Origin of the sequence: Priestia megaterium (assembly GCF_023824195.1) — a bacterium.
Lineage (GTDB): Bacteria > Bacillota > Bacilli > Bacillales > Bacillaceae_H > Priestia > Priestia megaterium_D.
Window position 1 is genome coordinate 4473987 of sequence record NZ_CP085442.1, and the last position, 25979, is coordinate 4499965.

The 25979-nt window shown below is 38.6% G+C and carries 27 protein-coding genes and 1 other annotated feature; of the genes, 1 reads left to right on the plus strand and 26 read right to left on the minus strand.

What is annotated here, in order from left to right:
* Window positions 1-390: 390 nt before the first annotated feature.
* The 5 genes from LIS78_RS23270 to LIS78_RS23290 form a co-directional block, all read right to left on the minus strand.
* Window positions 391-621: a YrhC family protein gene (locus LIS78_RS23270; protein WP_013059270.1), complete on the minus strand. Its 231-nt coding sequence runs from the start codon at window positions 619-621 to the stop codon at window positions 391-393.
* A gap of 81 nt (window positions 622-702) precedes the next feature.
* Window positions 703-1836 carry a bifunctional cystathionine gamma-lyase/homocysteine desulfhydrase gene (locus tag LIS78_RS23275; protein ID WP_195781827.1) on the minus strand — a complete coding sequence of 378 codons (1134 nt, stop codon included), beginning with the start codon at window positions 1834-1836 and terminating at the stop codon, window positions 703-705.
* Between the two features lies 1 nt (window position 1837).
* Window positions 1838-2761 (minus strand): PLP-dependent cysteine synthase family protein, encoded by a 924-nt coding sequence (locus tag LIS78_RS23280; protein WP_252284404.1) that lies wholly within the window; start codon window positions 2759-2761, stop codon window positions 1838-1840.
* A 143-nt stretch (window positions 2762-2904) separates the two neighbouring features.
* Window positions 2905-3600, minus strand: a complete 696-nt coding sequence (mtnN, locus tag LIS78_RS23285; protein WP_028411671.1) for a 5'-methylthioadenosine/S-adenosylhomocysteine nucleosidase — start codon at window positions 3598-3600, stop codon at window positions 2905-2907.
* A 17-nt stretch (window positions 3601-3617) separates the two neighbouring features.
* Window positions 3618-4259, minus strand: a complete 642-nt coding sequence (locus LIS78_RS23290) for a class I SAM-dependent methyltransferase (protein ID WP_195781825.1) — start codon at window positions 4257-4259, stop codon at window positions 3618-3620.
* Between the two features lie 138 nt (window positions 4260-4397).
* On the opposite strand from LIS78_RS23290, the gene LIS78_RS23295 reads away from it, so the two are divergent.
* On the plus strand, window positions 4398-4613 hold the full coding sequence (locus LIS78_RS23295) for a DUF2536 family protein (protein ID WP_195781824.1): 216 nt from the start codon (window positions 4398-4400) through the stop codon (window positions 4611-4613).
* A 12-nt stretch (window positions 4614-4625) separates the two neighbouring features.
* Here the strand turns inward: LIS78_RS23295 and LIS78_RS23300 are convergent, their stop codons facing one another.
* From LIS78_RS23300 to cymR, 21 genes are all read right to left on the minus strand, one after another.
* Window positions 4626-5291 carry a YrrS family protein gene (locus LIS78_RS23300; protein ID WP_195781823.1) on the minus strand — a complete coding sequence of 222 codons (666 nt, stop codon included), beginning with the start codon at window positions 5289-5291 and terminating at the stop codon, window positions 4626-4628.
* A gap of 117 nt (window positions 5292-5408) precedes the next feature.
* A complete protein-coding gene (locus LIS78_RS23305; protein ID WP_195781822.1) occupies window positions 5409-7175 on the minus strand; it encodes a peptidoglycan D,D-transpeptidase FtsI family protein in 1767 nt (588 codons plus the stop codon).
* Window positions 7176-7297: 122 nt separating this feature from the next.
* Complete coding sequence (locus tag LIS78_RS23310; protein ID WP_434092315.1) at window positions 7298-7855, minus strand: isochorismatase family protein; 558 nt, start codon at window positions 7853-7855, stop codon at window positions 7298-7300.
* A 119-nt stretch (window positions 7856-7974) separates the two neighbouring features.
* The gene (greA, locus tag LIS78_RS23315; protein ID WP_013059279.1) at window positions 7975-8451 is read right to left on the minus strand and encodes a transcription elongation factor GreA; all 477 of its coding nucleotides are present in this window, start codon (window positions 8449-8451) and stop codon (window positions 7975-7977) included.
* A 218-nt stretch (window positions 8452-8669) separates the two neighbouring features.
* Window positions 8670-9305, minus strand: coding sequence for a uridine kinase (gene udk / locus LIS78_RS23320; RefSeq protein ID WP_013059280.1), 636 nt, complete (start codon window positions 9303-9305; stop codon window positions 8670-8672).
* A gap of 6 nt (window positions 9306-9311) precedes the next feature.
* On the minus strand, window positions 9312-10574 hold the full coding sequence (locus LIS78_RS23325) for a peptidase U32 family protein (RefSeq protein ID WP_195781821.1): 1263 nt from the start codon (window positions 10572-10574) through the stop codon (window positions 9312-9314).
* A gap of 39 nt (window positions 10575-10613) precedes the next feature.
* Window positions 10614-11543, minus strand: coding sequence for a peptidase U32 family protein (locus LIS78_RS23330; RefSeq protein WP_014458158.1), 930 nt, complete (start codon window positions 11541-11543; stop codon window positions 10614-10616).
* A complete protein-coding gene (locus tag LIS78_RS23335; protein ID WP_013059283.1) occupies window positions 11540-12196 on the minus strand; it encodes an O-methyltransferase in 657 nt (218 codons plus the stop codon). The genes LIS78_RS23330 and LIS78_RS23335 overlap by 4 nt, the downstream gene beginning before the upstream one ends.
* Window positions 12197-12377: 181 nt before the next feature.
* A complete protein-coding gene (gene mltG / locus LIS78_RS23340) occupies window positions 12378-13481 on the minus strand; it encodes an endolytic transglycosylase MltG (protein ID WP_252284406.1) in 1104 nt (367 codons plus the stop codon).
* A gap of 412 nt (window positions 13482-13893) precedes the next feature.
* Window positions 13894-14178 carry a DUF1292 domain-containing protein gene (locus LIS78_RS23345; protein WP_013059285.1) on the minus strand — a complete coding sequence of 95 codons (285 nt, stop codon included), beginning with the start codon at window positions 14176-14178 and terminating at the stop codon, window positions 13894-13896.
* A gap of 154 nt (window positions 14179-14332) precedes the next feature.
* Entirely contained in the window at window positions 14333-14749 is a 417-nt protein-coding gene (gene ruvX / locus LIS78_RS23350; RefSeq protein WP_013059286.1) for a Holliday junction resolvase RuvX, read from the minus strand.
* Window positions 14750-15019: an IreB family regulatory phosphoprotein gene (locus tag LIS78_RS23355; protein WP_013059287.1), complete on the minus strand. Its 270-nt coding sequence runs from the start codon at window positions 15017-15019 to the stop codon at window positions 14750-14752.
* A gap of 84 nt (window positions 15020-15103) precedes the next feature.
* Complete coding sequence (gene alaS / locus LIS78_RS23360) at window positions 15104-17737, minus strand: alanine--tRNA ligase (protein ID WP_252284407.1); 2634 nt, start codon at window positions 17735-17737, stop codon at window positions 15104-15106.
* Window positions 17738-17862: 125 nt separating this feature from the next.
* Window positions 17863-18074, minus strand: a binding site (T-box leader).
* A gap of 51 nt (window positions 18075-18125) precedes the next feature.
* On the minus strand, window positions 18126-19187 hold the full coding sequence (locus LIS78_RS23365; RefSeq protein ID WP_195781819.1) for an AI-2E family transporter: 1062 nt from the start codon (window positions 19185-19187) through the stop codon (window positions 18126-18128).
* 114 nt (window positions 19188-19301) lie between these two features.
* The gene (locus LIS78_RS23370; RefSeq protein WP_013059291.1) at window positions 19302-19436 is read right to left on the minus strand and encodes a YrzQ family protein; all 135 of its coding nucleotides are present in this window, start codon (window positions 19434-19436) and stop codon (window positions 19302-19304) included.
* Window positions 19437-19461: 25 nt separating this feature from the next.
* Complete coding sequence (locus LIS78_RS23375; protein WP_013059292.1) at window positions 19462-19653, minus strand: YrzR-like zinc ribbon domain; 192 nt, start codon at window positions 19651-19653, stop codon at window positions 19462-19464.
* A gap of 141 nt (window positions 19654-19794) precedes the next feature.
* Window positions 19795-22152 carry an SF1B family DNA helicase RecD2 gene (gene recD2 / locus LIS78_RS23380; RefSeq protein WP_252284408.1) on the minus strand — a complete coding sequence of 786 codons (2358 nt, stop codon included), beginning with the start codon at window positions 22150-22152 and terminating at the stop codon, window positions 19795-19797.
* A 24-nt stretch (window positions 22153-22176) separates the two neighbouring features.
* The gene (locus LIS78_RS23385) at window positions 22177-22836 is read right to left on the minus strand and encodes a tetratricopeptide repeat protein (RefSeq protein WP_195781817.1); all 660 of its coding nucleotides are present in this window, start codon (window positions 22834-22836) and stop codon (window positions 22177-22179) included.
* A gap of 157 nt (window positions 22837-22993) precedes the next feature.
* Window positions 22994-24106, minus strand: a complete 1113-nt coding sequence (mnmA, locus tag LIS78_RS23390) for a tRNA 2-thiouridine(34) synthase MnmA (protein WP_252284409.1) — start codon at window positions 24104-24106, stop codon at window positions 22994-22996.
* A gap of 106 nt (window positions 24107-24212) precedes the next feature.
* Window positions 24213-25355, minus strand: a complete 1143-nt coding sequence (locus LIS78_RS23395; protein WP_252284410.1) for a cysteine desulfurase family protein — start codon at window positions 25353-25355, stop codon at window positions 24213-24215.
* Between the two features lie 23 nt (window positions 25356-25378).
* A complete protein-coding gene (gene cymR, locus LIS78_RS23400) occupies window positions 25379-25795 on the minus strand; it encodes a cysteine metabolism transcriptional regulator CymR (protein ID WP_013059297.1) in 417 nt (138 codons plus the stop codon).
* Between the last annotated feature and the right edge of the window lie 184 nt (window positions 25796-25979).

The window sequence follows — 25979 nt, forward strand, 5'->3', positions numbered from 1 at the left end:
TACAATCACCTCCTTATACACAAAAAAGCCACAGTAATGCATAAGCATCCTGTGGCTGAAAAATAATAAAAACCACAGGGCTACTATTCGCACCTGTGGTGAATTAACGTGTTTTAATGATCAAGGTAAGAAAGTTACTTGATACAGGAACACGGCCGAATAGTATACGTATATAGACGATTTTTGAACATAGTTGAAACTGGATGACCCATAACTGATAAACGTCTTAACATATGACTCGACCTCCTTTTAATAAAGTATTTTCCTTACAATGGTAATTATATCCACGAACTTATAAAAAGTAAACTGTTTTTTTGAAAAATAGGGAATTTTTTTATTTTTTCAACCCTCATAAAAAAAAGACGATGTATGATCGCCTTTTTATATCTATTATTCTTTTTCTTTCATTAGTTCTTTTTTCAGTTTTTTAGTTTGATAACTAAAATAAAAGGCAAGGGCGGCAAAAAGAATAACGATCGCTTCCATTATTCCAAGCTGCATATCACTTTTTTCACCTTGGCCAATCATAACACCAATGTACAAGAATGTACTTACGGCTAGAAGGACGTAAATAAAGCGGCTGTAATCTTCAATTTTTGCTTTGATGTGTTGAGCTTTCATACAATCACCTTCTCAGTAGAATGTTATAGCTCTACTTTATCATAGATCTATAGGTCTATAAAAATCCTATTTTTACCACCCTTATTTCAATGCCTCTTCTAAGTCTTCAATTAGATCTTCTACATCTTCAAGGCCTACAGAAATACGAATTAATCCATCTGTAATTCCTAGCTCTTTACGTCGGTCGCTCGGTATAGACGCATGAGTCATTTTGGCAGGAATTGAAATGAGGCTTTCAATGGCTCCTAAACTTTCTGCTAATGTAAAATACTTCACTTTGCTCAGTACTTGTTCCGCTTTCTCTTCGCTTCCCACATCAAAAGAAACCATTCCTCCAAAACCTCTTGCTTGCTTTTTAGCAATGAGGTGGTTTGGGTGGGTTTTTAATCCTGGATAATATACTTTTGTAACAGCAGGATGAGCAAGTAAAAATTCTACTATTTTCCCAGTGTTGAATTCATGTTCTTCCATGCGTATTCCTAATGTTTTAATCCCCCTCATTAAAAGCCAGGAATCTTGGGGTCCTAAAATGCCTCCAGTCGCATTTTGAATAAAATGAAGGTCTTCTGCCAATTTAGGCGAATTCACAACGGCTAGCCCTGCTACAACGTCACTGTGGCCTCCTAAATACTTAGTTGCACTATGCAGAACGATATCCGCACCTTTTTCGATAGGATTTTGCCAATACGGAGTACTGAATGTATTGTCGACGATGGTAAGTAAATGATGCTGTTTAGCTACTGAAGAAGCATGCTGCAAGTCAGTAATTTTTAGGAGAGGATTCGTGGGAGTCTCGATATAAATAGCTTTTGTGTTGGGGCGAATTTCTTTCTTAATATTTTCGATGTCGCTTGTATCAATAAAAGTAGCTTCAATGCCAATACGGCTCAGCACTTTTGTAATAACTCGGTACGTTCCTCCGTATACGTCATCTGTAATTAACACATGATCTCCGCTGTTAAACAGCATGAATACAGCAGTAGTAGCTGCCATACCAGATCCAAACGCAAACCCAGCATATCCTCCTTCAATTTCTTTGATAAGTTCTTCTAAGGCGTGTCGTGTAGGGTTACCGGTTCTCGAATACTCGTATCCCGTATGTTTTCCAGCTCCCTCTTGTTTATAAGTGCTTACTTGATAAATAGGAACAGAGACAGCACCCGTCTGTTCATCGCCAACAATTCCACCATGAATTAACTGTGTTTTACGTTTCATCTTATCTTCCTCCACTGTAAATATTTTTACTTAAGTACCGTTCGCTGCTATCGGGAAAAATGGTGACAATATGAGCGCCTTTTTCTGCATTTTTTACTTCGAGCAGGGCTGCTTCGAAGGCTGCTCCTGAAGAGCTCCCTACTAGTAACCCTTCTTTTAAAGCCAGCTCTTTCACTCTTTGAAAAGCATAAACATCTTCAACAGTATGAATAGCATTAAAATAAGACCGCTCCATATAATCAGGGATGAACTCCATTCCAATTCCTTCAGTTAAGTGAGGGCCGGATTTTCCTCCGTTTAAAATTGAACCTTCTGGCTCAACAATGACTGTTTTTAGAGAAGGATTTTTTTCTTTCAAAAATTTTGCTGTACCCATAAATGTTCCACCTGTACCTGCTCCAGCTACAAACACGTCAATTTTTCCATCAAGCTGTTCATATATCTCTGGCCCTAAGGTTTTGTAATAAGTCATAGGATTGGCCGGATTAGCAAACTGCTGAGGGCAATAAGAACCAGGTATTTCACGCAGCAGCTCTTGAGCCTTGTTTATAGCACCTTTCATACCACCTTCAGTAGGCGTTTGAACCACCGTTGCCCCCAAAGCCTTCATAAGCTGCTGTTTTTCAATACTGAATTTTTCTGGAACACATAGTATAACGTTTATTTCGTGCTGAAGAGCAGCTAAAGCCAGACCAATCCCCGTATTCCCAGCAGTAGGCTCAACCACCGTTCCGCCTCGCTTCAGTCTTCCAGATCCAAGAGCTTCTTGCAGTAGTTCTTTTCCTAAACGATCTTTTACACTTCCTCCTGGATTAACATATTCCAGTTTGGCAAATATCCTGATTTTTCTAGGTAAATCAAATTGTGTAATCTCAATCATAGGTGTGTTTCCAATCAATTCATGAACGTTTTTGGCTACCTTCATAATCTTGAACACCTCGCTATCGAAATAATATAACTTAACCCATAAACAAAGTGGGAATTAAAGTAAAAATATAGTCTACACCCCATGTTATGACAAACGATGCAGAGTGTAGACGAAAACAAACTCTATATTTTATGAACAGCTTATTTTAATTTTGTAATAAAATTCAATACTAATTTCGTTGAATTAACAGCTGCTTTTTCTAAAAATTGCTCAAAAGAAACATTTGATTCTTTGCCGGCGATGTCAGAAAGAGCACGAAGAATAACAAACGGTACGCCAAATTGATAGCATACTTGAGCAACAGCCGCCGCTTCCATTTCAGCTGCATACAGGTCTGGAAACTTAGAGCGAACAAACTCTACGCGCACAGGATCGTTCATGAACGAATCTCCTGTAGCAATTAGTCCTTTTACAATTTTCATATCCGTTACTTCAAGAGCACTTTCTTCAGCAAGACGAACTAGTTTTTCATCTGCTTTAAAAGCTGCAGGCAAGTTTGGCACTTGACCGTATTCATAGTTGAATACCGTTACATCTACATCATGATGACGAACTTCTGTTGAAATAACCGCATCCCCTACGTTTAACTCTGGATGGAAGCCGCCTGCTGATCCTGTGTTAATAACGTAATCAGGTTTGAACTTCTCTAGTAAGATGGCTGTAGATAACGCCGCATTTACTTTTCCAATACCTGATTTTAATAATACAACCTCCACGCCGCTGATTGTTCCTGTCGAGTATTCACATCCTGCGATTACTGTTTCTTGACGATTCTCAATTTTATCACGTAAAATCGTCACTTCTTCTTCCATTGCTCCAATGATTGCTACTTTCATTTTAAAACCTCTTTCTACTATTGTTTCGTTGCCTCCAATACCCACACAAAGTGATTAAATTGTGTAAAGGTTATGTGAAAACCATTGCTTTCAAAGATTTGCTGTAAGACGGGAATCGTTGTATAGTATTCCCTCTCTAGATCTTCTGCTAGTTGCGTATACCCTTTTTGTTTTGCCTGAACAATGGTATCAGCAAATGAATCCGCTGTTTCAAACATTGTATCAGCAAACACTATTTTACCACCGGTTTGAAGTAACTTTCCATAGTTTATCACAGCTTCTTCTTTTTCTTTATCTGTTAAATGATGAAAAGCATACGTACTAACTAAGCTCTCTGCTGGAAACAATGATGTATCAAATTGTAAAAAGTCTCCTGGTGTGACTAAAACATCTGCCCCTAATTTCTGGTGTGCCAATTGTCTCATTGGTACTGAAGGTTCAATTCCTACTACCGTCAGTTCTTTTTCTAACAGTTTTTTTGTTAAGTTTCCAGTCCCTGTTCCAAATTCTATCACATGCCCTATTGAACGGTCTGCTACATATTCTAAGATTTCATTATAATTGCGAAACACTTCCCTATACTGTTCATCTTTCCCGCTTACCGATGCATCATACTCATTCGCCCACTTTTCAAAGATATCTAAAAACTCTAGACCCATAAAAAACGCCTCCTTATAACTAATAATTCTTATGGATATAGTATGTTTTTAGCTATCGTTTGTTCTTCATTTACAAATATTTTAAGCTTTTAACTTTCTATTTGCTATACTATAGTAATGAGGTAAGGAGGTCGTAAGATGAATTTTGAATTTGAAATGATTGAAGATAAAATAGAATTTTTTGAAGCGCCTGATGTTAAAATGCTTGAGAAACAAATTGCTGAAAAAATTGATCAAAATAAAGCTATTTTACTTGAGGTGTATAGCGTATCTCATCAAATGTCTGTGGACTATGAACAAGGTAAAAAACTGTACTCTGCAGTTGTTCATTTCAAATTAAAAAAGCAGCGCTAGCGCGCTGCTTTTTTATTGAAGCTTATCCACTACTGCGGGCTTCCAGCCTTCTCCATCTACCCATTCAATTTGAACGCGGTATTTTGTTGATGAGTTTCCTTTAGGACTAACCGTAGCTACGGCTTTACCTACGCCACCGTTATTCCCTAAACGCCATACGGTCATATTGCTTGGGCTAATGCCTGACCCTTCGCCTACAGCTTTTAGCATTTCGTTCCAATCCGTTGATCCTTTTTTATATGTTGCTGCAGGTGCATCTTGTGACGTACCTACTGAATCCCATGAAGGATCTACCTTGCGTTCTGCCACGCCAGGCTCTGGATTTTTCTCTACTTCAGCCTGTGAATCTGAGTCGTTTGATTCTTCATCTGTTACTTGATCATCTTCAGAGCTTTGGTCATCTTCAGAACTTTGATCGTCCGTTGCTTGATCATCTGTTGCTTGATCATCTTTCGAAGAATCATCGTCTTTTTTAGCCGTCTTGTCCGTTTTTTGGTCATTTGTTTGCGGATTGTTTTGAGTTGTTTCCGCTTGGTTATCCGATTTATCCTTGTTTCCAAGAATCATCGTACCACCGACAAATACAATTAAAACTGCTACGACAGCAATTAACAGATTATATAATCGGTTTACTTTTTTTTCTTTGTTTTCGTGTCTTGAAGAACGATTGTTATTCATTGCTACAATTTCCTCCAACTTTTATAATGCTTTATTCTAACATGTGTTTTCTTATACATGAAGCATCAAAATTTATTTGAAGTATATTTGTAATATTTTTTACAAATTCTTCTTGTTTTAACGTGTATTTAAGTCATACATCCCTTTAACAATATCATAAAATACGCTGTTTGTGGGAGATATCGCACTTTTTGTATTTAAATCCACTACTACCATTGCATATTTTGGATCATCTGCAGGAAAGTAACCCGCAAACCATTTATTGACGATATCGTCTTTCACATTGATTTCAGCAGTTCCTGACTTTCCTGCCACTTCATAAGGAAGCGTTTGAAATCTTCTTCCCGTTCCTTTTTCGCTCTGTACGACACCTTTTAAAAGCTGCTGCATAGAAACAGCTGTGGCTTCATTAATCATATCTCCTTTTAGCTCATGCTCTTTAAACGTATACAATGACGTGTTGTTTTTATACTCTAGCGCATCTACAGCTTTTACCTGTTTCTTTTCTCCTCCGCGTGCAATTGTCGCCATCATATTTGCTACTGCAAGCGGAGTCACTTTTACATCAAGCTGTCCAATTGCCGTTTGCGCTACAGCATTTGGGACTTTTTTTTCTCTTTCATTTGTCCAAACTCTTCCCGATTTTTCTCCTAAAAACTGCTTAAAATGCTCAAAGTGAAACACATCACCCGTCCATCCTACAGGCTGAATAAGCCCTAACTTATCAGCGTATTGTTCAAGGATATTCGGATTAGATATTATCATTTCTTTTGCTAGCTGGGCAAACGTTGCATTACAACTTTGCGCGAAGCTTTCTTCAAACGTCAGCTGCCCTTTTTGATGATCTTCTTCTACATTATTGCCATAAATACTTTTATCGCAGTTATAGGTAAAAGAAGGCTGAATTTTATTTTGTTCAAGCGCTGCAGCTGCTGTTACGGTTTTAAATATAGATCCAGGAGTTTGTGGCGTCAGCAAACGATTTTCTACGCTGTCTGAACCGTTTTGCTCTTTAAATGGATCTTTCTTATTAATCGAAGGCCTGCTGGCCATCGCAATTACTTTATTGTTTTTTATATCAATTAAGACGGCTCCTCCGTCTTTTAACTTATAATGATTTAATGTATTCTCCACTAGCTCCTGAGCAGACAAATCAAGCGTCGTACGCACACTGACTGGATAATAAGGGTTAGCTGTGCCCGTATATTTTACATCGATGCCAAACATAGGCCCACCTAGGCGATCAACATGATAAAGGAGCTTAGACTCCTGTTCAGGCAGCAAAAACTCGTCAAAAGCCCTCTGCATCCCTGAGATACCTACAGGCGTAGTTGATTTAATTGCTCCATTTTTCAATTTGTCACTATACTTCTCTTCAATTATTTGCTTACTTTGTGCCTCTAGTCCGATTAAATGTTCAGCAAGAGGAACTGGACGCTCATCTTTTAGAGGAATTCCAAATACGCCAGGTACCTTTAATGCATTTATTTTTTCGACTTGTGCATGGGATAATTCTTTTGTAATAATAACCGGTGTTTTAGCATTCGCTAGTCTGTTCGTTAGTTCCTTTGGTTGCATTCCCACGATTTCGCTTACTTGCTGAACAGGCCACCTCATTTTTTCTAAAAATGGAAACAGGACTAAGCGATTATGCGTGATAGATGTTAAAGACTGTCCATTTTTATCTTCAAATTTCCCTCGCCCGTCGTCTACCACCATTTCCTGCGTACGCTGTTTTACGCTTCCTTCAATTAAGTTGATCTTTTTGTCAGTAAAAGATTCTGTGCTGACAAGCTGGAGTTGAACAAGCCGTGCTCCGAGTCCACTAATTAATAATAAAATAAAAATAAGAGTAATATAAATTCGCTTGTGAATTATTTTCATGACTACACCTCACTCTTTACAAGTGTCGACGTTGCCATTACTTTTAAAACCATTATCTTAAGAAATATTCATTCTTTTTTTCATTTCACAAAAAAACTTGCTGATTCAGCAAGTTTTTATTATTAATTTTCCGTTAAAAATTGTTGAGTTGTTCTTAGCTTTCCTATTTTCGGAAAGATGTAAGAAAGAGTTGCTTCATGCTCTTCTTTTGTAAATGTCGCCATGGCATCCGTGATAAAAATTTGGTTATACCCATACTGAAATGCTTCACGAGCTGTGCTTTCCACACCAATATTTGTTGCAATTCCGCAAAGGACAATTGTATCAATTCCTCTTCGGCGAAGCTGAAGGTCTAAATCTGTCCCAAAAAAGGCTCCCCACTGACGTTTTGTCACAATGTAATCATTCTCTTGAACATTAAGTCTTGGATCGAATCCTGCCCAGTCTGCAGGTCTTTCTTGAGGAGCAGATGGCTTTTGATCCGTTTCTGGCGTCAACGCATCTTTTCCATCTTGAAAATCTACTCGTACAAAGCTAATAAATCCATTTTGTTCGCGGAAACGATTCACAAGCTGAACAGATTTCTCTACAATTTCGTCTCCTCCAATTGGAACAATCCCTTTTTGTAAATCAATTAAAACAAGCGCTGTTATAGTAAAATCGATATCTTCCATCTTCATCTTTCCTTTCTTACATATCTTTTCTATTCTCTCCGTTTTTTAAAATCATATAAAAAAAGCTGACGCGTGTCAGCTTTTTTACTTACGAGCATTCAGTAGAACGCTTCCAACCATATGTTTTACTTAACAGATACAATTTTTACTGACATATCTCCACCAGGAGTTTGAACAGTTACTTGATCTCCAATTTGTTTGCCCATTAGACTTTTAGCAATTGGCGAATCATTTGAAATTTTCCCTTCAAACGGATCTGCTTCTGCACTACCTACAATTGTATACGTTTCTTCGTCACCATCTGGCAACTCTACAAATGTTACAGATTTACCTAATGATACAATAGAAGAATTTTCTACATCTTCTTCAATAATTTTCGCATTGCGAATCATATTCTCAAGCGTTGTAATACGGCCTTCTACGAAAGCCTGCTCGTCTTTTGCAGAATCGTACTCAGAGTTCTCCGATAAATCTCCAAAACTGCGGGCGATTTTAATACGCTCTACAACTTCTTTACGTTTTACTGTTTTTAAATATTCTAGCTCTTGCTCTAGCTTTAGCTTTCCTTCTTCTGTCATTGGAAATACTTTTTCTTGTGCCATAATCCCTTCACTCCTTCTTGAACTCAAAATCTCTAGTGTATACAGTCGATTTCTGTATGTACAAAAAATTTTCCACTCTGTGGAAAAATCAGTTAATAGAGAAATGACAGCTTCAAAATAGAAGCTGCTCGTTTCTCTATTCTTTATAATGTTTGTGTTTAGTTAGCAGAATATGTCTGCATTGTCTTCAAAAAAATTCCTGCATCTATGCTATGTTATTATAAAATGGCATTTTGTTCAAGAATTGTTTGAATTTTAGTGACCATCAAGTCAATCGCTACGTGGTTTTGACCGCCTTCAGGAATGATAATATCTGCATATCGTTTTGTTGGTTCAACAAACTGATTATGCATCGGGCGAACGACAGATACGTATTGATCAACAACTGACTCAAGCGTACGCTCTCGTTCTTTAATATCACGAAGCATACGACGAATGATACGAAGATCCGCATCTGTATCTACGTATAGCTTGATATCCATTAAATTACGCAAGCGCTGATCTTCTAGTACAAGAATACCTTCTAAGATAATAACATCTTTTGGTTCTTCTCTAATTACCTTTTCAGAGCGCGTATGAATTGCGTAATCATATACCGGTTTGTCAATGCTCTCATAATTTAATAAGTTTTGCAAGTGTTCAATCAGCAAATCATTATCAAATGCTAAAGGATGATCGTAGTTTGTTTGCAAACGCTGTTCAAACGGTACATCGCTTTGATCTTTATAATAATAGTCTTGCTCAAGAAGCATAATAGAATGCCCTTTAAAATACTCATAAATAGCTTTGGTTACAGTTGTTTTACCAGAACCGGATCCACCAGCGATACCGATTACAACGGGCTTTTTCCCCATTTATATTTAAATCCCCTTTCGCATCATGTTATATGAAAATAGAGGTTGGTCCACTTTAAATTTCACAATTTGCAGCGGATGACGCGCAGCATCTAGTTCATTGCCATCTTCGTCCCAAATTTTATCTATTTTTTGCGTAAAGTTTTTAATTTCCGGACCGAAAAATTCCACTTCTTCTCCCGGTTTAAAATAGTTACGCTGTTGCAATGTCACGATGCTTGTTTCTTCATCATAATTCAATACTAAACCAGCAAAATCAAATTTTGTTTTCTTGCCGTGTACGCCAAACATTTGCTCATCCACTCCAGGAATCCCTTCAAAAAAGGCAGGAGCCGTATCGCGGTTTGCACATTTGTCTAGCTCATCAAGCCATTCTTTTTGAATCACAAAATTCTCAGGATCTGCACAGTATGCGTCAATCACCTTGCGATATACGCTCACCACTGTTGCGATATAGTGAATCGACTTCATACGACCTTCAATTTTTAAGCTATCAATACCCAGCTCAATCATTTGAGGGATAGATTGAATTAAATTTAAGTCTTTTGGACTCATTGCAAACGGATCGTCTTGCTCATCAAATAAAGCCGTTTCCGTTTTACCGTCTTCTACTTTAAATAAATCATAGTCCCAACGGCATGATTGACAGCAGCCTCCACGGTTTGAATCACGCGCTGTCATATGGTTACTTAGCACACAGCGGCCTGAATAAGCAATACACATCGCTCCATGAATAAAAGCTTCAATTTCAATATCCACTTTTTCTTTCATTTCGCGCATTTCTTCAGCACCCGTTTCACGAGCAAGTACAACACGTTCTAATCCTTCTTCTTTCCAGAACTGAACGGCTTTCCAGTTTGAAAGTGATTGCTGCGTACTTAAATGTACTTCAAGCTTAGGTGCAACGCGTCGACAGGTTTCGATAATTAACGGATCAGCTACGATGATTCCAGAAACACCAGCGCGCTCTAAGCCCATTAAATAATCTTCAAGTCCGTCCATATTTTCATTGTGAGCAAAAATGTTTGTTGTAACATAAATACGTGCGCCGTATTTGTTTGCAAACTGAACACCTTCTGCCATTTCTTCAAATGTAAAGTTATCTGCATTTGAACGAAGGCCAAACTCTTTTCCTCCGATAAATACAGCATCTGCTCCATAGTGTACGGCAACTTTTAATTTTTCAAGGTTACCGGCTGGAGCTAACAACTCAGGCTTCTTAGTAATAACTCGTTTACCTTCTACTACAGTATCGATTTGAACAGCCATCGTTTGTACCTCCTTTGTTTATCTTTCTTTGCATGCTTTTTAATATACCGTTTCTTTAAAGAAAAACCCTGTGTCTAACGGACGGTTAATTGGCTGCAAGCTTTCAATTTCTTCTAACAAATCGTCTTTAACGTTTTCGTATTCTTCACGGTCATCTACACATAAATCAATCGCTTGACGATATTTTTTTGTTACTTCTAAAATATATTGCGGTGACTTTAATACGCCGTCAATTTTGAATACATCTACTTCAGCGTCAATCATTTCGGAAAGCTCATCGATAATGCACATATCATTTGGACTCATAATGTGCGTTCCATTTTCATCTTCGAAAATTGGATACTTATTGTTTCGCTCATTATCAAGTAAAAACATATCTTTTTCTACTTTACGATTTTCAATTTCCATGACTTTTCCTTGATACTCAAAGTAGTTGCCAAGAAGTGAACGTTTTGATTGGAACATACACGTCATGCCATGCACCTGAACTTCAATTTCTACTTCGGCTTTTTCTTTGATATCAATGATGCTATCCATGCTTAGCTCACGAGCAAGAACTGCACGCTTAGCTCCTTTACGCCCCCAGTAGTTACATGAATACCAGTTTGTTCCCGTTGTTTCAGTACTCCAGTGCATCTTCATTTCTGGAGCTGTTTCACGCACTGCCATCAATACAGCAGGATCTCCAAATACAATCGCATCCACGCTTGCTTCTTTTAAGAATAAAATATATTCATTTAGTTCGGCGATTTTATCATTGTGAAATAATCCGTTCATCGCTACGTAGACTTTTGCATTATGCTGATGAGCAATATTTACAGCTTCTACGATATCTTCACGTTTGAATTCACCTGCTAAACGCAAACCGTAGCGCTGTTCACCAACCATAATAGCCGTTGCTCCAGCTTGTAGTAATGATTCGATTTCCGAAACTGCAGTTGGTGTCACTAATAGTTCTGGTTTTTTCATTCTTGGTCACCTCTTTTAATACTAATCGCGATTCCGTCTCCAATAGGGAGAATAGTTGTATAATAATCGGGATGATTCATCAGCCACGTATTGTATGCCTGAATTTTTTTAATTAAGCTGCGGCGTCGACGCGTTTCTACTTCCGCCAAATCGGTCGCTACGTGACCTTTAAATAGTACGTTATCCGAAATAATCATTCCTTTAGAAGATAGCATCGGCTCATAATGTTCAAAAAAACGCTGATACTGACCTTTAGCTGCATCGATGAAGACTGCATCATAAGGACCATGACGTTCAATCTCATCTCTAAGCTCTAGTGCATCTCCAAACAACGACACTATTTTATCTTGTTTTCCCGCCCGTTCAATAAACTCTTGCGCTTTTTGGTAACGCTCTTCATTTCGTTCTACCGTAACCACTCGTGCCTCTGGAAGCGCATGGGTCATTCGAATAGACGAATATGCAATCGCTGTTCCAATTTCTAATATATGTTTTGGCTGATGAAGACGAAGAATTTGCAATAGCGTTTCAACACCAATCAATTCCATAATCGGAACGTGATGTTCTTTTGCATAAGCTTCCATTTCTTCAATAAGCTCCTGGCGCTTAGGAATAAGCTTTTCCACATACTGCTCTACGTTTTGTAAAAGCAAAACACTTCCTCCGTTCTCAGAAGTACATTTTACATTATGTTTTCATAACGTTTCATTACTGCAAAATAGTAAGACAACTAGTCTATTATAAGTTTTTTTCGTTTTTACGTAAACCCGATATATTTTAACATAAAAGATGGGGAATGCGAAGTATCGCGATTCCCCAATTTTAAATTTCCAATTATTTTTCGGTATTTTGCTTTTCTTTACCTGTAATATGCTTGGCTTTTTCTTTGTTATGTTCTTCTAACGTTTTGGTAAAAATAACTTTTCCTTCAGGTGTAGCCAAGAAGTATAAATAATCTGTATTGGCTGGATGTAACGCAGCTTTGATTGACATCAAACCAGAGCTGGCAATTGGTCCTGGAGGCAACCCTTTTACTTTATACGTATTGTAAGGAGAGTCCACTTCTAAATGCTTATAGAACACGCGGTCTTTATGCTCTCCTAAGGCATATAAGACGGTTGGATCCGTTTGAAGAGGCATGTTTTTTTCAAGGCGATTATAAAAGACGCTGGCAATTTTTTCTCGGTCGACTTTCTCAGTCGCTTCCTCTTCAATGAGGGAAGACATTGTTAACAATTTATGTGCACTGAATTTTTTCTTCTCCATTTGCCCACTGTACTGAGCTAATACATTATTTGTTTTCCCTACCATTTTATCCAATATTTCATCTAACGACACATTTTTATCATAAAAATCATACGTAACGGGATATAAATAACCTTCTAGCGGATGTTTAATATCTTTTTGCATCACTTCATCCGTTACTAAATCTGGATACTTTTCTTTCATTTTATTAACGAATGCCTTATCGTCTAGCTTTTTCATGACTTCGTCTTTTGTAAACTTTGTGTTTTTAGCAATGATATCAGCAATTTCGACAAGCTGGCGTCCTTCTGGAATGGTGACACGAATATCAGGTTGTTTTGAAACCTCGCCTTTTTCCATTTTTTCAACCATTTCCCCTAAGCTCATGGAAGGAGAAAATAAATACGTTCCAGCTTGAAATCCAGACACATGGGTTAATTTTACGTAATAGCGAAATGCACTTTTACTTTTAATTAAATCTTCTTTTTTCAATACCGTACCAATCGATTGGACGGAAGAACCTTGTGGAATGGTCACATTTACTTTTTTATTGCTGTTTTGATCCACGGGTGTTAAGCGGGATTGGGCATAGAAAAATGCACCGCCAACAAGTAAAAGAAGTACGATAATTGTAACAAGAATAACTCGTTTTTTTCTTGAACGATTAGGTGGTAAAAATGTTTGTTGCGACAAGCAGCTTCCTGGTTAAATCTACTTCTGTAAAAGAAGATACAACCAGTTTCACCTCTTTTCTTCTTGATTTTTTATAAGTATGAACAGAGAGGAGACATGAGATTGCGATTCATTCGTATCTCCTATAGGTGTGAGATGGTATCGCTTCCTTAAACTCTCGCCTCTCCTAAAATTTTTCCATGATTTATGTTATTGTCTGCCCAAAGTCTAGTTTCATCCGTTCAAACAATGAATTCTTTTATTAAAATGCACTCTCACACGCAGGAATTATTATACTACAATTTATCTTATTTTTCGTCATTATCATACAATCTGCCCTAAGAATGCAAGGAAAAACCTTTTTATATCTAAAAAGAACAGCCACTATGTAAAAAAAAGCTGATAACGATTGTCATCAGCTTTTTGACTATAATTATTCGCCTTCTTCGTCAAGGAATGTATTAACCATTTCCTCAACCATGTCCCACTCTTCTTCTGTTTCAATCGGTTGAAGCTCACCGTCTTGACCATCTTCACTTGGTGTGAAAGCAGATGCATGAATTTCAATTTCCTCTTCATCATCTTGGTCTGCTCCGATTGGATAGTAAATTACATATGATTTGTTATATTGATCAGAATCAAATGTGAATAAAATTTCGCATAGCTGCTCATTTCCATTCTCATCGACGATTGTAATTTTATTTTCTTCTACGCTCATGTTTGCACCTCATTTTATATTGTAAGCTCTTAGCTTAACTTTTTCTTCAGCGAAAAGCAAGCTGTTCAGTTATTTCACTTCCCTTTTACGTACAAAAGAATATGCAAAAGGGAAATTCATAACTTGTCAGCTTAAGCAAAGCCTGCTGCTTTTCTTATTGCTTGCTGTCTAAGTATCCTTGAAGAATCATCACAGCTGCCATTTTATCGATTACTTTTTTGCGTTTCTTGCGGCTCACATCGGCAGACAGCAGTACTCGCTCTGCTGCCATCGTCGACAAGCGCTCGTCCCACATCATCGTTTCAATGTTAAGTTTTTCTTTGACGTTGTCAGCAAACTCAATGCACGCTTCGCCTCGAGGGCCAATCGTACCATTCATATTTTTAGGAAGACCCACTACGATTTTCTCTACGGAATATTCGTCAATTAACTGCTGTAAACGAGGATATGATTGCTCCATCTGCTCATCTGCAATTTTAATTGTTTCAATTCCTTGCGCTGTCCATCCCATTTCATCACTAACTGCCACACCAATTGTTTTGGTTCCTACATCTAATCCTAATACGCGCATTTATGAATCCTTTCGATGCTGTTGTAAATAAGATTTAACAAGTTCTTCAATGAGCTCGTCTCGCTCTAACTGGCGAATTGTGTTTCTCGCATCGTTATGACGAGGAATGTAAGCAGGGTCTCCTGATAACAAATACCCAACGATTTGGTTGATCGGGTTGTAGCCTTTTTCTTGCAGTGCGTCATAAACCGTAAACAATACTTCATGTACGTTTGTTTCAGCTGGCTCATCTTGAAAATTAAATTGCATGGTTTTATCAAATGAACTCACGGTCCCACCTCACTCTCTTAATTTGTGAACACATTGTGCACTATGCTAAGTCTTATTTATATTGTACACCAAGAAAGAGGAGAATTAAACGGATTTAACCCATTCTTCTACAGTGCCAAGTGCTTTTTCAATTTGGCTAGCGTCTTTTCCTCCAGCTTGCGCCATGTCAGGACGTCCGCCTCCGCCTCCGCCGCAAATCGTCGCTACTTCTTTAACAAGTTTGCCAGCATGATGACCTTTAGCAATTAAATCTTTTGTTACACCTGCAATAATATTTACTTTTTCACCTTGTGGAGAAGCTAATACGATCACAGCAGATTCTAATTTTTGTTTTAAATCGTCAACCATTGCACGAAGGTTATTCATATCCGTTGCATTCACTTTCGCTGCTAGTACATTCACACCATTAATGTTTTGCACGCGGTCAACGAGATTGCCAGCTTCAATATTGCCAAGCTTTGTAGATAGTGAATCATTTTCACGCTGAAGATTACGAATTTCTTCTAGTAATCCTTCAACGCGCCCTACTAAATCACGCGGGTTGGATTTTACTTTTGCCGCAGCTTCTTTTAGTAAACCTACTTGGTCGTTCATTAACTGATAGGCAGCTTTTCCAGTTACAGCTTCAATGCGTCGAGTACCTGCACCGATTCCCGATTCTGATACAATTTTAAATAAACCGATAACAGATGTATTTGGCACGTGACATCCACCACATAATTCTAAGCTGTAGTCGCCTACTTGTACTACGCGCACGATATCTCCGTATTTCTCACCAAATAGCGCCATTGCACCCATCGCTTTTGCTTCGTCAATTGCTTTGTTTTCAATTTGTACAGAGATGCTGTCCCAAATTTTTTCATTAACGATTTGTTCAATTTTCTCAAGCTCTTCTTGTGTCACTTGACCAAAGTGAGAGAAGTCAAAGCGCAAGCGGTCCGCTGTTACTAAAGAACCCGCTTGATTAACATGCGTTCCTAACGTATCTTTTAATGCTTGATGCAATAAATGCGTTGCTGTATGGTTTTTCACAATAGCACTGCGGTTTTCTTCATCAAGCGTCGCCGTGTATGTTTCACCTTTTACAAGCTCACCGTTTGTTACAGCTACCGTTTGGACATTTTGGCCGTTTGGCGCTTTTTGAACATCTTTTACTTCCGCTGTTCCTGCAGCACTTTGGATCGTACCTTGGTCCGCAATTTGACCGCCGCTTTCTGCGTAGAATGGCGTGTGGCTTAAGATGACTTGCGCTTCTGTTCCAGCTTCAGCGCGGTCAACAAGCTCACCGTCTACAATAATTGCTTCAACAACTGTTTCTACTTCATTTTTATCATAGCCCACAAACTCACTTGCAACCGTTACTTCACCAAGTACGCCGCCTTGAACTTGCATAGAACTAGAATCTTGACGAGCAGCACGCGCACGCTCACGCTGTGCTTCCATTTCACGTTCAAAACCTGCATGATCAATTTTCATGTTCTCATCTTCTGCATATTCTTCCGTTAATTCAACAGGGAATCCATACGTGTCATATAAACGGAAAACATCTTCGCCTTGTACCGTATCACTGTTTTGCGCTTTTTCTTTTTTAATAACGGTTGCCAAAATAGCTAGTCCGTCATTTAACGTTTCGTGAAAACGCTCTTCTTCATTTTTTACTACGCGCTGGATAAAATCCGTCTTTTCCTTTACTTCCGGATAGAAATCAACCATGATTTCACCTACTACCGGCACTAGCTCGTACATGAATGGACGATTAATGTTTAACTTTTTAGCATAGCGAACTGCTCGGCGTAACAAACGGCGCAGCACATACCCACGGCCTTCATTTGAAGGAAGCGCACCATCACCTACAGCAAATGTTACCGTACGAATATGGTCAGCAATGACTTTAAATGCCGTATCTTGCTCATCATTTGTACGATATTTAGCGCCTGAAATGTTTTCTGTTGCTTCAATAATTGGCATAAACAAATCTGTATCAAAGTTTGTTTGCACGTCTTGAATAACAGAAACCATACGCTCTAAGCCCATTCCCGTATCGATGTTTTTCTTTGGAAGCGGCGTGTACGTACCATCAGGATTGTGATTAAATTGAGAAAATACAAGGTTCCAAATTTCTAAATAACGCTCATTTTCTCCACCTGGATATAATTCCGGATCAGTTAGATCATTTCCATATGCTTCTCCGCGATCATAAAAGATCTCTGTATTTGGACCACTCGGACCTTCTCCAATATCCCAGAAGTTACCTTCTAAACGAATAATGCGCTCTTTAGGCACGACCATTTTTTCATTCCAGATCTTAAATGCTTCTTCATCTTCAGGGTGAACTGTTACAGACAGCTTATCTGCGTCGAATCCAATCCATTTATCGCTCGTTAAGAATTCCCATGCCCATTGGATTGCTTCTTCTTTGAAATAATCACCGATAGAGAAGTTACCAAGCATTTCAAAAAACGTATGATGGCGAGCCGTTTTACCTACGTTTTCGATATCGTTTGTACGAATGGATTTTTGCGCGTTACAAATACGCGGATTTTGAGGAATAACACGACCATCAAAATATTTTTTTAATGTGGCTACTCCACTGTTAATCCATAATAAAGATGGATCTTCATGCGGAACTAAAGATGCGCTTGGTTCTACATCATGGCCTTTTTCTTTAAAGAAATCTAAATACATTTGACGAACTTGTGCTGACGTCAGTTTTTTCATGATTGGTCCTCCTTTAATACTCTTCTTATTTATAGACAAAAAAATGATGACATAAAAGCATCTATTTTCTCTGTGTACAAAAGCAATTGCTAGTTATTTGCACACAAAAAAACTCTCATCCCTGTAGCAGGGACGAGAGTTGAACTCGCGGTACCACCCTGATTATAAATGCCAAAAGCATTTATCACCTTCATAGCGTTAACGTTGCTGACACGGCAGGTTTTAGCCTGCACTCTGGACTAGCGTTCCGCTGCTCTTTGTTTAGCGCTTCTTTCAGCCAAGGAAGCCCTTCTCTAAAAACCAGTGTGCAACGTACTCGATCCATCATTGTGTTTAAAATATGTAGCGTTTTCTTATGGCGATATTATGACAAATTAACCGCTCTTTGTCAATGTTTGAGCGTATAAGAGCGGATATGCAAAATAGATATTTTAATGACTGCTAAAATTGGCACAGCCAAAATGAGACCCAATACTCCTCCAAACTCTCCTCCTAAAAGGAGCGCAAGCATGATAAACAAAGGATGAATATGAAGACTCTTTCCTACGATAAGCGGAGACAGCACATTTCCCTCTAGAAACTGCAGCACAAAGATTATAATGACAATGGTAATAACCAACTTTATCGAGATTGTGGCTGCAATAATAGCTGCTGGAACCGCACCAATAATCGGGCCAAAATACGGAATGATATTCGTTACGCCAATAATGAAGCCTAAAAGAAGTGCATAAGGTACATGAAAGAACCACAGTGCCGCTGTGGCAATCACACCAATAATGAGACAAACAAAAAATTGCCCTCTAATGTAATTGCCGAGCGATTCATTCACATCCGATAAAAAACGTTCGCCTGGTTTGTGCCACTTTTTAGGTGTGACATAAGCTGTTGCTTTCTTAATAGAGGAAAAATCCTTCAGCATATAAAAAACAATAAATGGAATAATGATTAAAATCAAAAAAGAGGTAATCAATGACTTTAATCCTTCGGTCACTTTTGTAAGCCACACGTTGAGCGTAGCCTCTACATCATCAATGCTGCCTTCAATTTTCTCATGTACACCGTTTGGAAGTGAAGTTGTACGATCATGAATCGATTCTACCCAATGTCTATATGTATTCGTAAAATGAGGCAGCTGTTCGTTTAAATCTTTTACTTGTTCCACAAAAATAGGGTAGGACTTATAGGCTCCAAACCCGATTCCTCCAAAAAAGATGATGTAGATCAGTAAAATAGCTAGAGGACGAGGCACGCCTTTATCATGCGTTTTTTCAATAAGCGGATGAAGTAAATATGTAATGAATGCTGCAATAAAAAAAGGCAGCAGTGCTTTTAAAAACATGTAAATAACAGGAAGCCATAAAAACTGGACTTTAAAAAAGACTAATATGCACAGCAGCGCTAATAACAGCAGTCCGAATCTATAGAACCATTTGAATGAACTATCTTTCAACGTAAACTCCTCCTCTCTTCTATTTTTTGATAAAGAAAGGAGTTTATACATGCAGTTGTATCTTCTGCCTGCAAAAAAGCACTATTGCAGCTCAGTGCAATAGTGCTTTTTTTATTAGTGAATAGCTTTCATCATACGTTTACGCATTTTTTTCATATTTCTTTTTGTAAACATCTCTCGATCATCTGCCATTTTAAATGCATAAGCTCCAAGACCGAAAGCGACTACTGACGGAATGATTCTGCCCATTGCTCTTCCTCCCGGTAAAAAAGAATTAGAAATTGATTGTGCGCTCGTCGTCTGAGAACAAATCATCAAGCGAGCTCAATGTTCCATCTTCTTCTACTTGGTGAGTATTAATTTGTCCTTTTGAAATAGTCATTTCAATAAAACAATTCCAGCAGTAATACTGATTTACACCAATTTTGCCAACGTCAATACTTTTACAGTTTGGACATTTAAACAAAGTCGACACCTCTTTATACGTTCTACTTATATAAACGCATTATGTCCACTTCTTTCCATGTCCATACTTTATTTTCTGACAATTAGCAAAGAAGGATGGCAACAAAGGAGTTTATTTAACTCTTTGTTAGCATGCGAAAGGTTACATGAAATCATACGGCGTAACGTTTTCCATCCCAATATTTGCATCTTTCATAAATGGAATTTCGGGATCTTCTATGTCGTTATCCAAGCTTTCTCGAAGCAAGGGCTGTAAATTCGTTTGGCGAACGCTGTCTTCATTTCGGCTGACTCCAAGCTGAAACGCTTCGTCTTCGCCGCATAAAATTAAAAACTGTTTGCTTCGCGTAACGGCGGTATAAAGTAAATTGCGTCGCAGCATCCGGTAATAGCTTTTGACAATTGGAAGCACAACAATGGGAAATTCACTTCCCTGTGATTTATGAATGGAACAGCAGTATGCATGAGTTATTTGATTAAAGTCTTGCTTTGTGTAAGTTACTTCATTTCCTTCATATGAAATAACCAGCATATCCTGTTTTTCCGTATTTTCTTTGGCAAAGAAAACGGAGACGATTTCTCCCATATCTCCGTTAAATACGTTGCTATCCGGCTGATTTACAAGCTGCAGCACTTTATCTCCGACTCGGTACGTAATATCTCCCTGCTTAAGCTCTCTTCTTTGCTCAGAAGCCGGGTTAAATAATTCCTGAAGAACTTCATTCAGTTTATCAATCCCTGCAGGACCTTTATACATAGGAGCTAGAACTTGAATATCTTTAGCCGTATACCCTTTCTTTAACGCATTCCCGCACACTTGCTGAACGACGTTTGTGATGTGTTGTCCTTGACAACGAATGAAGGAACGATCTCCTTGCTGTTTAGATAAATCTTCCGGAAGCTTTCCTTTTTTTATTTCATGAGCCAAATCAATAATTGACGATCCTTCCGCTTGTCTGTATACATCTGTCAGGCGGACGGTAGGAACTACTTCTGAACTCAGCAAATCTTTTAGCACCTGTCCCGGACCTACTGAAGGAAGCTGATCTTCGTCTCCAACGAGAATAACCTGTAAATTAGCAGGAAGGGATTTAAACAGCTGATGAGCAAGCCATAAATCTACCATCGAGACTTCATCCACAATCAGTAATTTGCCGTCGATCGGATTCTCCTCATTATGATCAAATCCTTCTTGCCCGTTCCATTTTAATAATCTGTGAATGGTAACTGCAGGAAGTCCCGTCGCTTCGCTCATTCGTTTAGCAGCTCGGCCAGTAGGTGCCACAAGCAAAACAGGAAAAGCTTCATCTTTTTTGTAATCACCTGGATTTAACGAACATCCGTGAAGCTCTGCATAGAGTTCAACTATTCCTTTAATAACCGTTGTTTTCCCTGTGCCTGGTCCACCTGTTAAAAGGAGCATTGGAGACATTAAAGCGGTTTGTATTCCTTTGCGCTGAGACGGTGCATACTGTACGTCTAATCGCTCTTCCAGCTCACCTAGAGCTAATAAAAATTCTGATTCTGGAAACTGCTCTTCGTACTGTGTTTGAGCCATAATTTTTTGAATAGCTTTAACCAGCCCTTTTTCAGCATAGAAAAGGGGCGGAAAATAAATTTTTTCGTCTTGAATAATAAGCTTTTTATCTTCTTTTAACGCGTCCACTTCTCTTGTAAGATCCATTTCAGACAGATTCTCATGCCTGCTTTTTCGAAGAAGCTCCGCTGTTTTTCCGTACAGCTGATCTGCCGTGACGTATACATGTCCCATTTGATTGCATTCTTGCTCAATGACATATAAAATACCTGCACGCAAACGATCAGGATGATTGGTTGCCATACCAAGCCTCTTTCCAAGTTCATCGGCCCGGCTAAAACCAATACCTTGAATATCTTCTACAAGCTGATATGGGTTATTTTGCACAATTTCAAGCGCTTCTTGTTTGTACGCTTGGAAAATCTTCATCGAAAGCTGTGGTCCAAACCCGAGGTCCGTCAGCTTGACCATTACTTCTTCTAACCCTTGATGTTCACGAAGCTGCGTGACTAAAGCTTCTGCCTTGTCGGCTGAAAGCCTCGGAACCTCTTTTAGCACAGACTCATTTTGTAAAATACGAAAGATAGCGCGTTCTCCTAAGGCGTCTACAATATTTTCAGCGGTTTTTTTACCAATTCCGTGAAATAAATCACTAGATAGGTACTGAACAACCCCTTGCCTTGATTGTGGAAGTTCTTTTTTAAACTGTTCAACATGGAACTGCAGACCAAACTTTGGATGCTCTTTGAAGTCTCCGTAAAACGTGTATGTTTCATCTTCATTCAGCTTAGGAAAATAACCTGTGACGACCGTTTCTTTATCTTCAATCTCTAAATTTGTTTTTTTGATCCGTATCCGCGTAACGTTATACAAGTTTTCTTCGTTATGAAAGACGGTTACAATCGACGTGCCGCTTATATAATGACGTTCTGGCTGTGAAGGGTTCACTAGTTCTTCGTTCATGTTATCCTTCCTTTACCCGCTTTCTTAATGTTCTAGTGTGGACAGAACTTGTTTGGCATTTGCTGCCATTACATGATCTGGCTGTACGTTTAAAGCTTCATCTAACATCTCAATCGCTTTGTCCTTCTCATCTTTCATGGCATACGCTACGCCCAAATTATAAAAAGCATCGGCATGTTCTGGCTCTTGATTTACTACCTTAAGAAATTCAGCAATCGCTTCATCCACCATTTCGAGCTGTGCTAAACAAAGACCGTACTGAAATTTTGCTTCTACATCATGGTCATTTAGTTCTACTGCCCGCTGAAGATAAGGCATCGCAAAACGAATTTCCTCCATATGAAACAGCGTTAAACCAAGCATAAAATACGCATCGGAGGAATCTAAGCCTTTTTTGATTGCTAAATCAAAATAGTGCTTTGCCTGCTCAAGCTGCTCTGCATTAAAATAAATATTTCCTGCTCCGTAATACGCTGTTGCCGTTTCTTCATCTAATTCGATTGCACGCTCATAAAATTTTAAAGCACGATCCATTTCACTAACAGCCGCTAATAAATTGCCAAAATTCACATACACAATCGGATCTTTTGGATTATCTTCAATTGCTTCTGAAAATGTTTTAGCTGCCTCTTCAAATTTCCCTTCCTGCATATACTGAATTCCTAGCTGATTTTTATCTGTCATTTTTTTGTTCACTCCACTGTTTTAGTTATAATTTAAAAGATTTTCACGTCATGAAAATCTAGAATATGTAAGTTGTTAGTTTACCCAATAATTAGAGTATATCATAGAAAAACCTCAGCTATATACAGCCGAGGTTTTTCGTTCTTGCTTATATGAATTATACGTACCAGATTTGCTCTTCTTCTTGAAATACTTTGTCAATTGTCGCTCCGCCAAGACATTCATCATCTTTGTAAAACACAACTGCTTGACCTGGCGTAATCGCACGAACAGGTTCAGCAAAAATAACCTTGATTGTATCATCATCGACTTTTTCAACGGTTACTGCTGAATCGGTTTGACGATAGCGGAATTTTGCTGTGCACGTCATTGGCGACGACCAGTCACGTTCACTTACCCAGCTGACATTAGTTGCTGTAAGAGATGTTGAGTAAAGCAATTCATTGTGAAATCCTTGATCAACGTACAAAACGTTTTTTTCTAAATCTTTTCCGACTACAAACCAAGGTTCACCGCTGCCTCCGATGCCTAAACCATGGCGCTGACCAATCGTATAGTACATGAGACCGTCATGCTTGCCTTTCACTTCGCCGTCAAGCGTTTGCATCATACCGGGCTGAGCAGGAAGATACTGACTTAAGAATTCTTTGAAGTTGCGTTCACCAATAAAGCAAATACCTGTGCTATCTTTTTTCGTTGCTGTAGCGAGACCTGCTTCTTTCGCAATTTCACGCACTTTTGATTTCTCAATTTCACCAATTGGGAACATTACTTTGGACAGCTGATCTTGTCCTAATTGATTTAAGAAATACGTTTGATCTTTATTTCCATCCACGCCTCGAAGCATTTTATACTCTCCGTCACGATACGCAACGCGTGCATAATGTCCTGTCGCTAGATAATCTGCTCCTAGCGTCATTGCATGCTCTAAAAAGGCTTTAAATTTAATTTCTTTATTACACATTACATCAGGATTCGGTGTACGACCTGCTTTATATTCATCTAAAAAGTAGGTAAATACTTTATCCCAATATTGTTTTTCAAAGTTGACTGCATAGTAGGGAATGCCAATTTGATTACATACGCGAATAACATCGTTATAATCTTCAGTAGCAGTACAAACGCCATTTTCATCTGTATCATCCCAGTTTTTCATAAAGATTCCGATCACATCGTATCCTTGTTGTTTTAATAAAAGAGCTGCTACGGATGAATCAACGCCTCCGCTCATTCCGACTACTACACGTGTATCTTTAGGTGATTTTGTCAACTTCGCCACCTCCGTTTTCTTCATTTTAATTAAATTGTTCGCTAAAAAGCGAAAGAAACGACACAAACCATCAGGGAGGGATGAAGACCCTACTGATGGCTGCTATTTACATCGTTAGTCGCTTAACGATGTTTGCTGTTTGACGTGCGGTTTTTTCAATTTGCTCAGCTGAGTTTCCTAGACCAAAGCTAAATCGAATAGAAGTTGTTAAACGTTCAGAACCTTTTCCAAACATAGCAACAAGCACATGAGAAGGATCAATCGCTCCCGCTGTGCAAGCTGAACCGCTCGATGCCGCAATTCCTGCTAAGTCTAAATTTACGAGCATAGATTCAACATTTGTTTTTGGAAATGATAAATTTAACACATGTGGCAGAGAGTTTTCAAGATGTCCGTTAATTTCAAATGAAATACCTTCTTTTTTCAACACAGCTACCATTATTTCTTTGTATCTTCTATATTCATCTGCACGTGTTTGCAGCGTTTGTTGCGAAATTTTCACAGCTTCTTCAAACCCGACAATACTTGTCATGTTCTCAGTTCCAGCTCGTCGTTTGCGCTCTTGTTCGCCTCCAAATAGCAAAGGAGACAGAGAAACGTGGGCAGCTGCATATAAAAAGCCCATACCTTTTGGTCCGTTAATTTTATGAGCAGAAACGGATAAAAGATCGACACCTAATTGTTGCACATTTAACGGAATTAATCCATAAGCTTGCACTGCATCCGTGTGGAAATATGCTCCATGCTCTTTTAATAGAACTCCAATTTCTCCAATTGGCTGAATAGCACCTACTTCATTATTTCCAAACATCACCGACACAAGAATTGTTTGATCCGTCAGGGCTGATTTTATTTCATCCACAGATACTTGTCCGTACTCGTTAACTGGTAAGTAAGTCACTTCAAAGCCCTGTGTTTCTAAATATTCACACGTATAAAGCACAGCGTGGTGTTCAATTTGCGTGGTAATAATATGATTTCCTTTATGGCGGTTTGCAAGAGCGACTCCGATCAGTGCCATATTATCTGCTTCTGTCCCACCACTTGTAAAAATCAGTTCATTTTCGTGTGCTCCAATACTTGCTGCAATCGTTTGGCGAGCTTCGTCTAAATAACGTCGACTTTCTCGCCCGTAGTGATGAATACTAGACGGATTTCCAAAGTACTCATGCATAAAAGTCGTCATTTTTTCAACAACTGCCGGATGTATTGGAGACGTTGCTGCATGATCAACATAAATACGTTCCAAAATAAACGCCTCCTAGCTCATTATTAAATATAAAACATATAAGACGCTTGATCATCATCGGAATGATTCGCTAAATCCTCAAGCGTTGTACTATCTAGTACTTCTTTAACTGCATCTCGAATACGAATCCACAGCTCACGTTTTGCAGGCTCTTCATCTTCAATTCCTTCTACAGGGCTAATAGGCCCTTCTAAAACAGAAATAATGTCACCAGAAGTAATGTTAGCAGGTTCATGTGCTAAGATGTAACCTCCATAAGCTCCGCGCACGCTTTTTACAAGCCCAGCGTTACGCAGCGGTGAAATAAGCTGCTCTAAATAATGTTCAGATAAGTCATGCGTTTGAGCAATAGTTTTAAGCGAGATAGGACCTTCGCCAAAGCGCTTCGCAAGCTCAATCATGATCGTTAAACCGTAGCGTCCTTTTGTTGAAATTTTCATACGATACACTCCTTCAATACACTTTTTTTATTTATGAAAAAAATAAGACCCTCACGTTGTCACTGAATGCTGTGATGAGTCGTTTTTTACTAAGCTATATGAACTTCTCTATACGCGTTTCTTGCAAATGTAACTGTTGATATTATAACATACTATGCCTATAAGATAAATTTCCACCACCTAT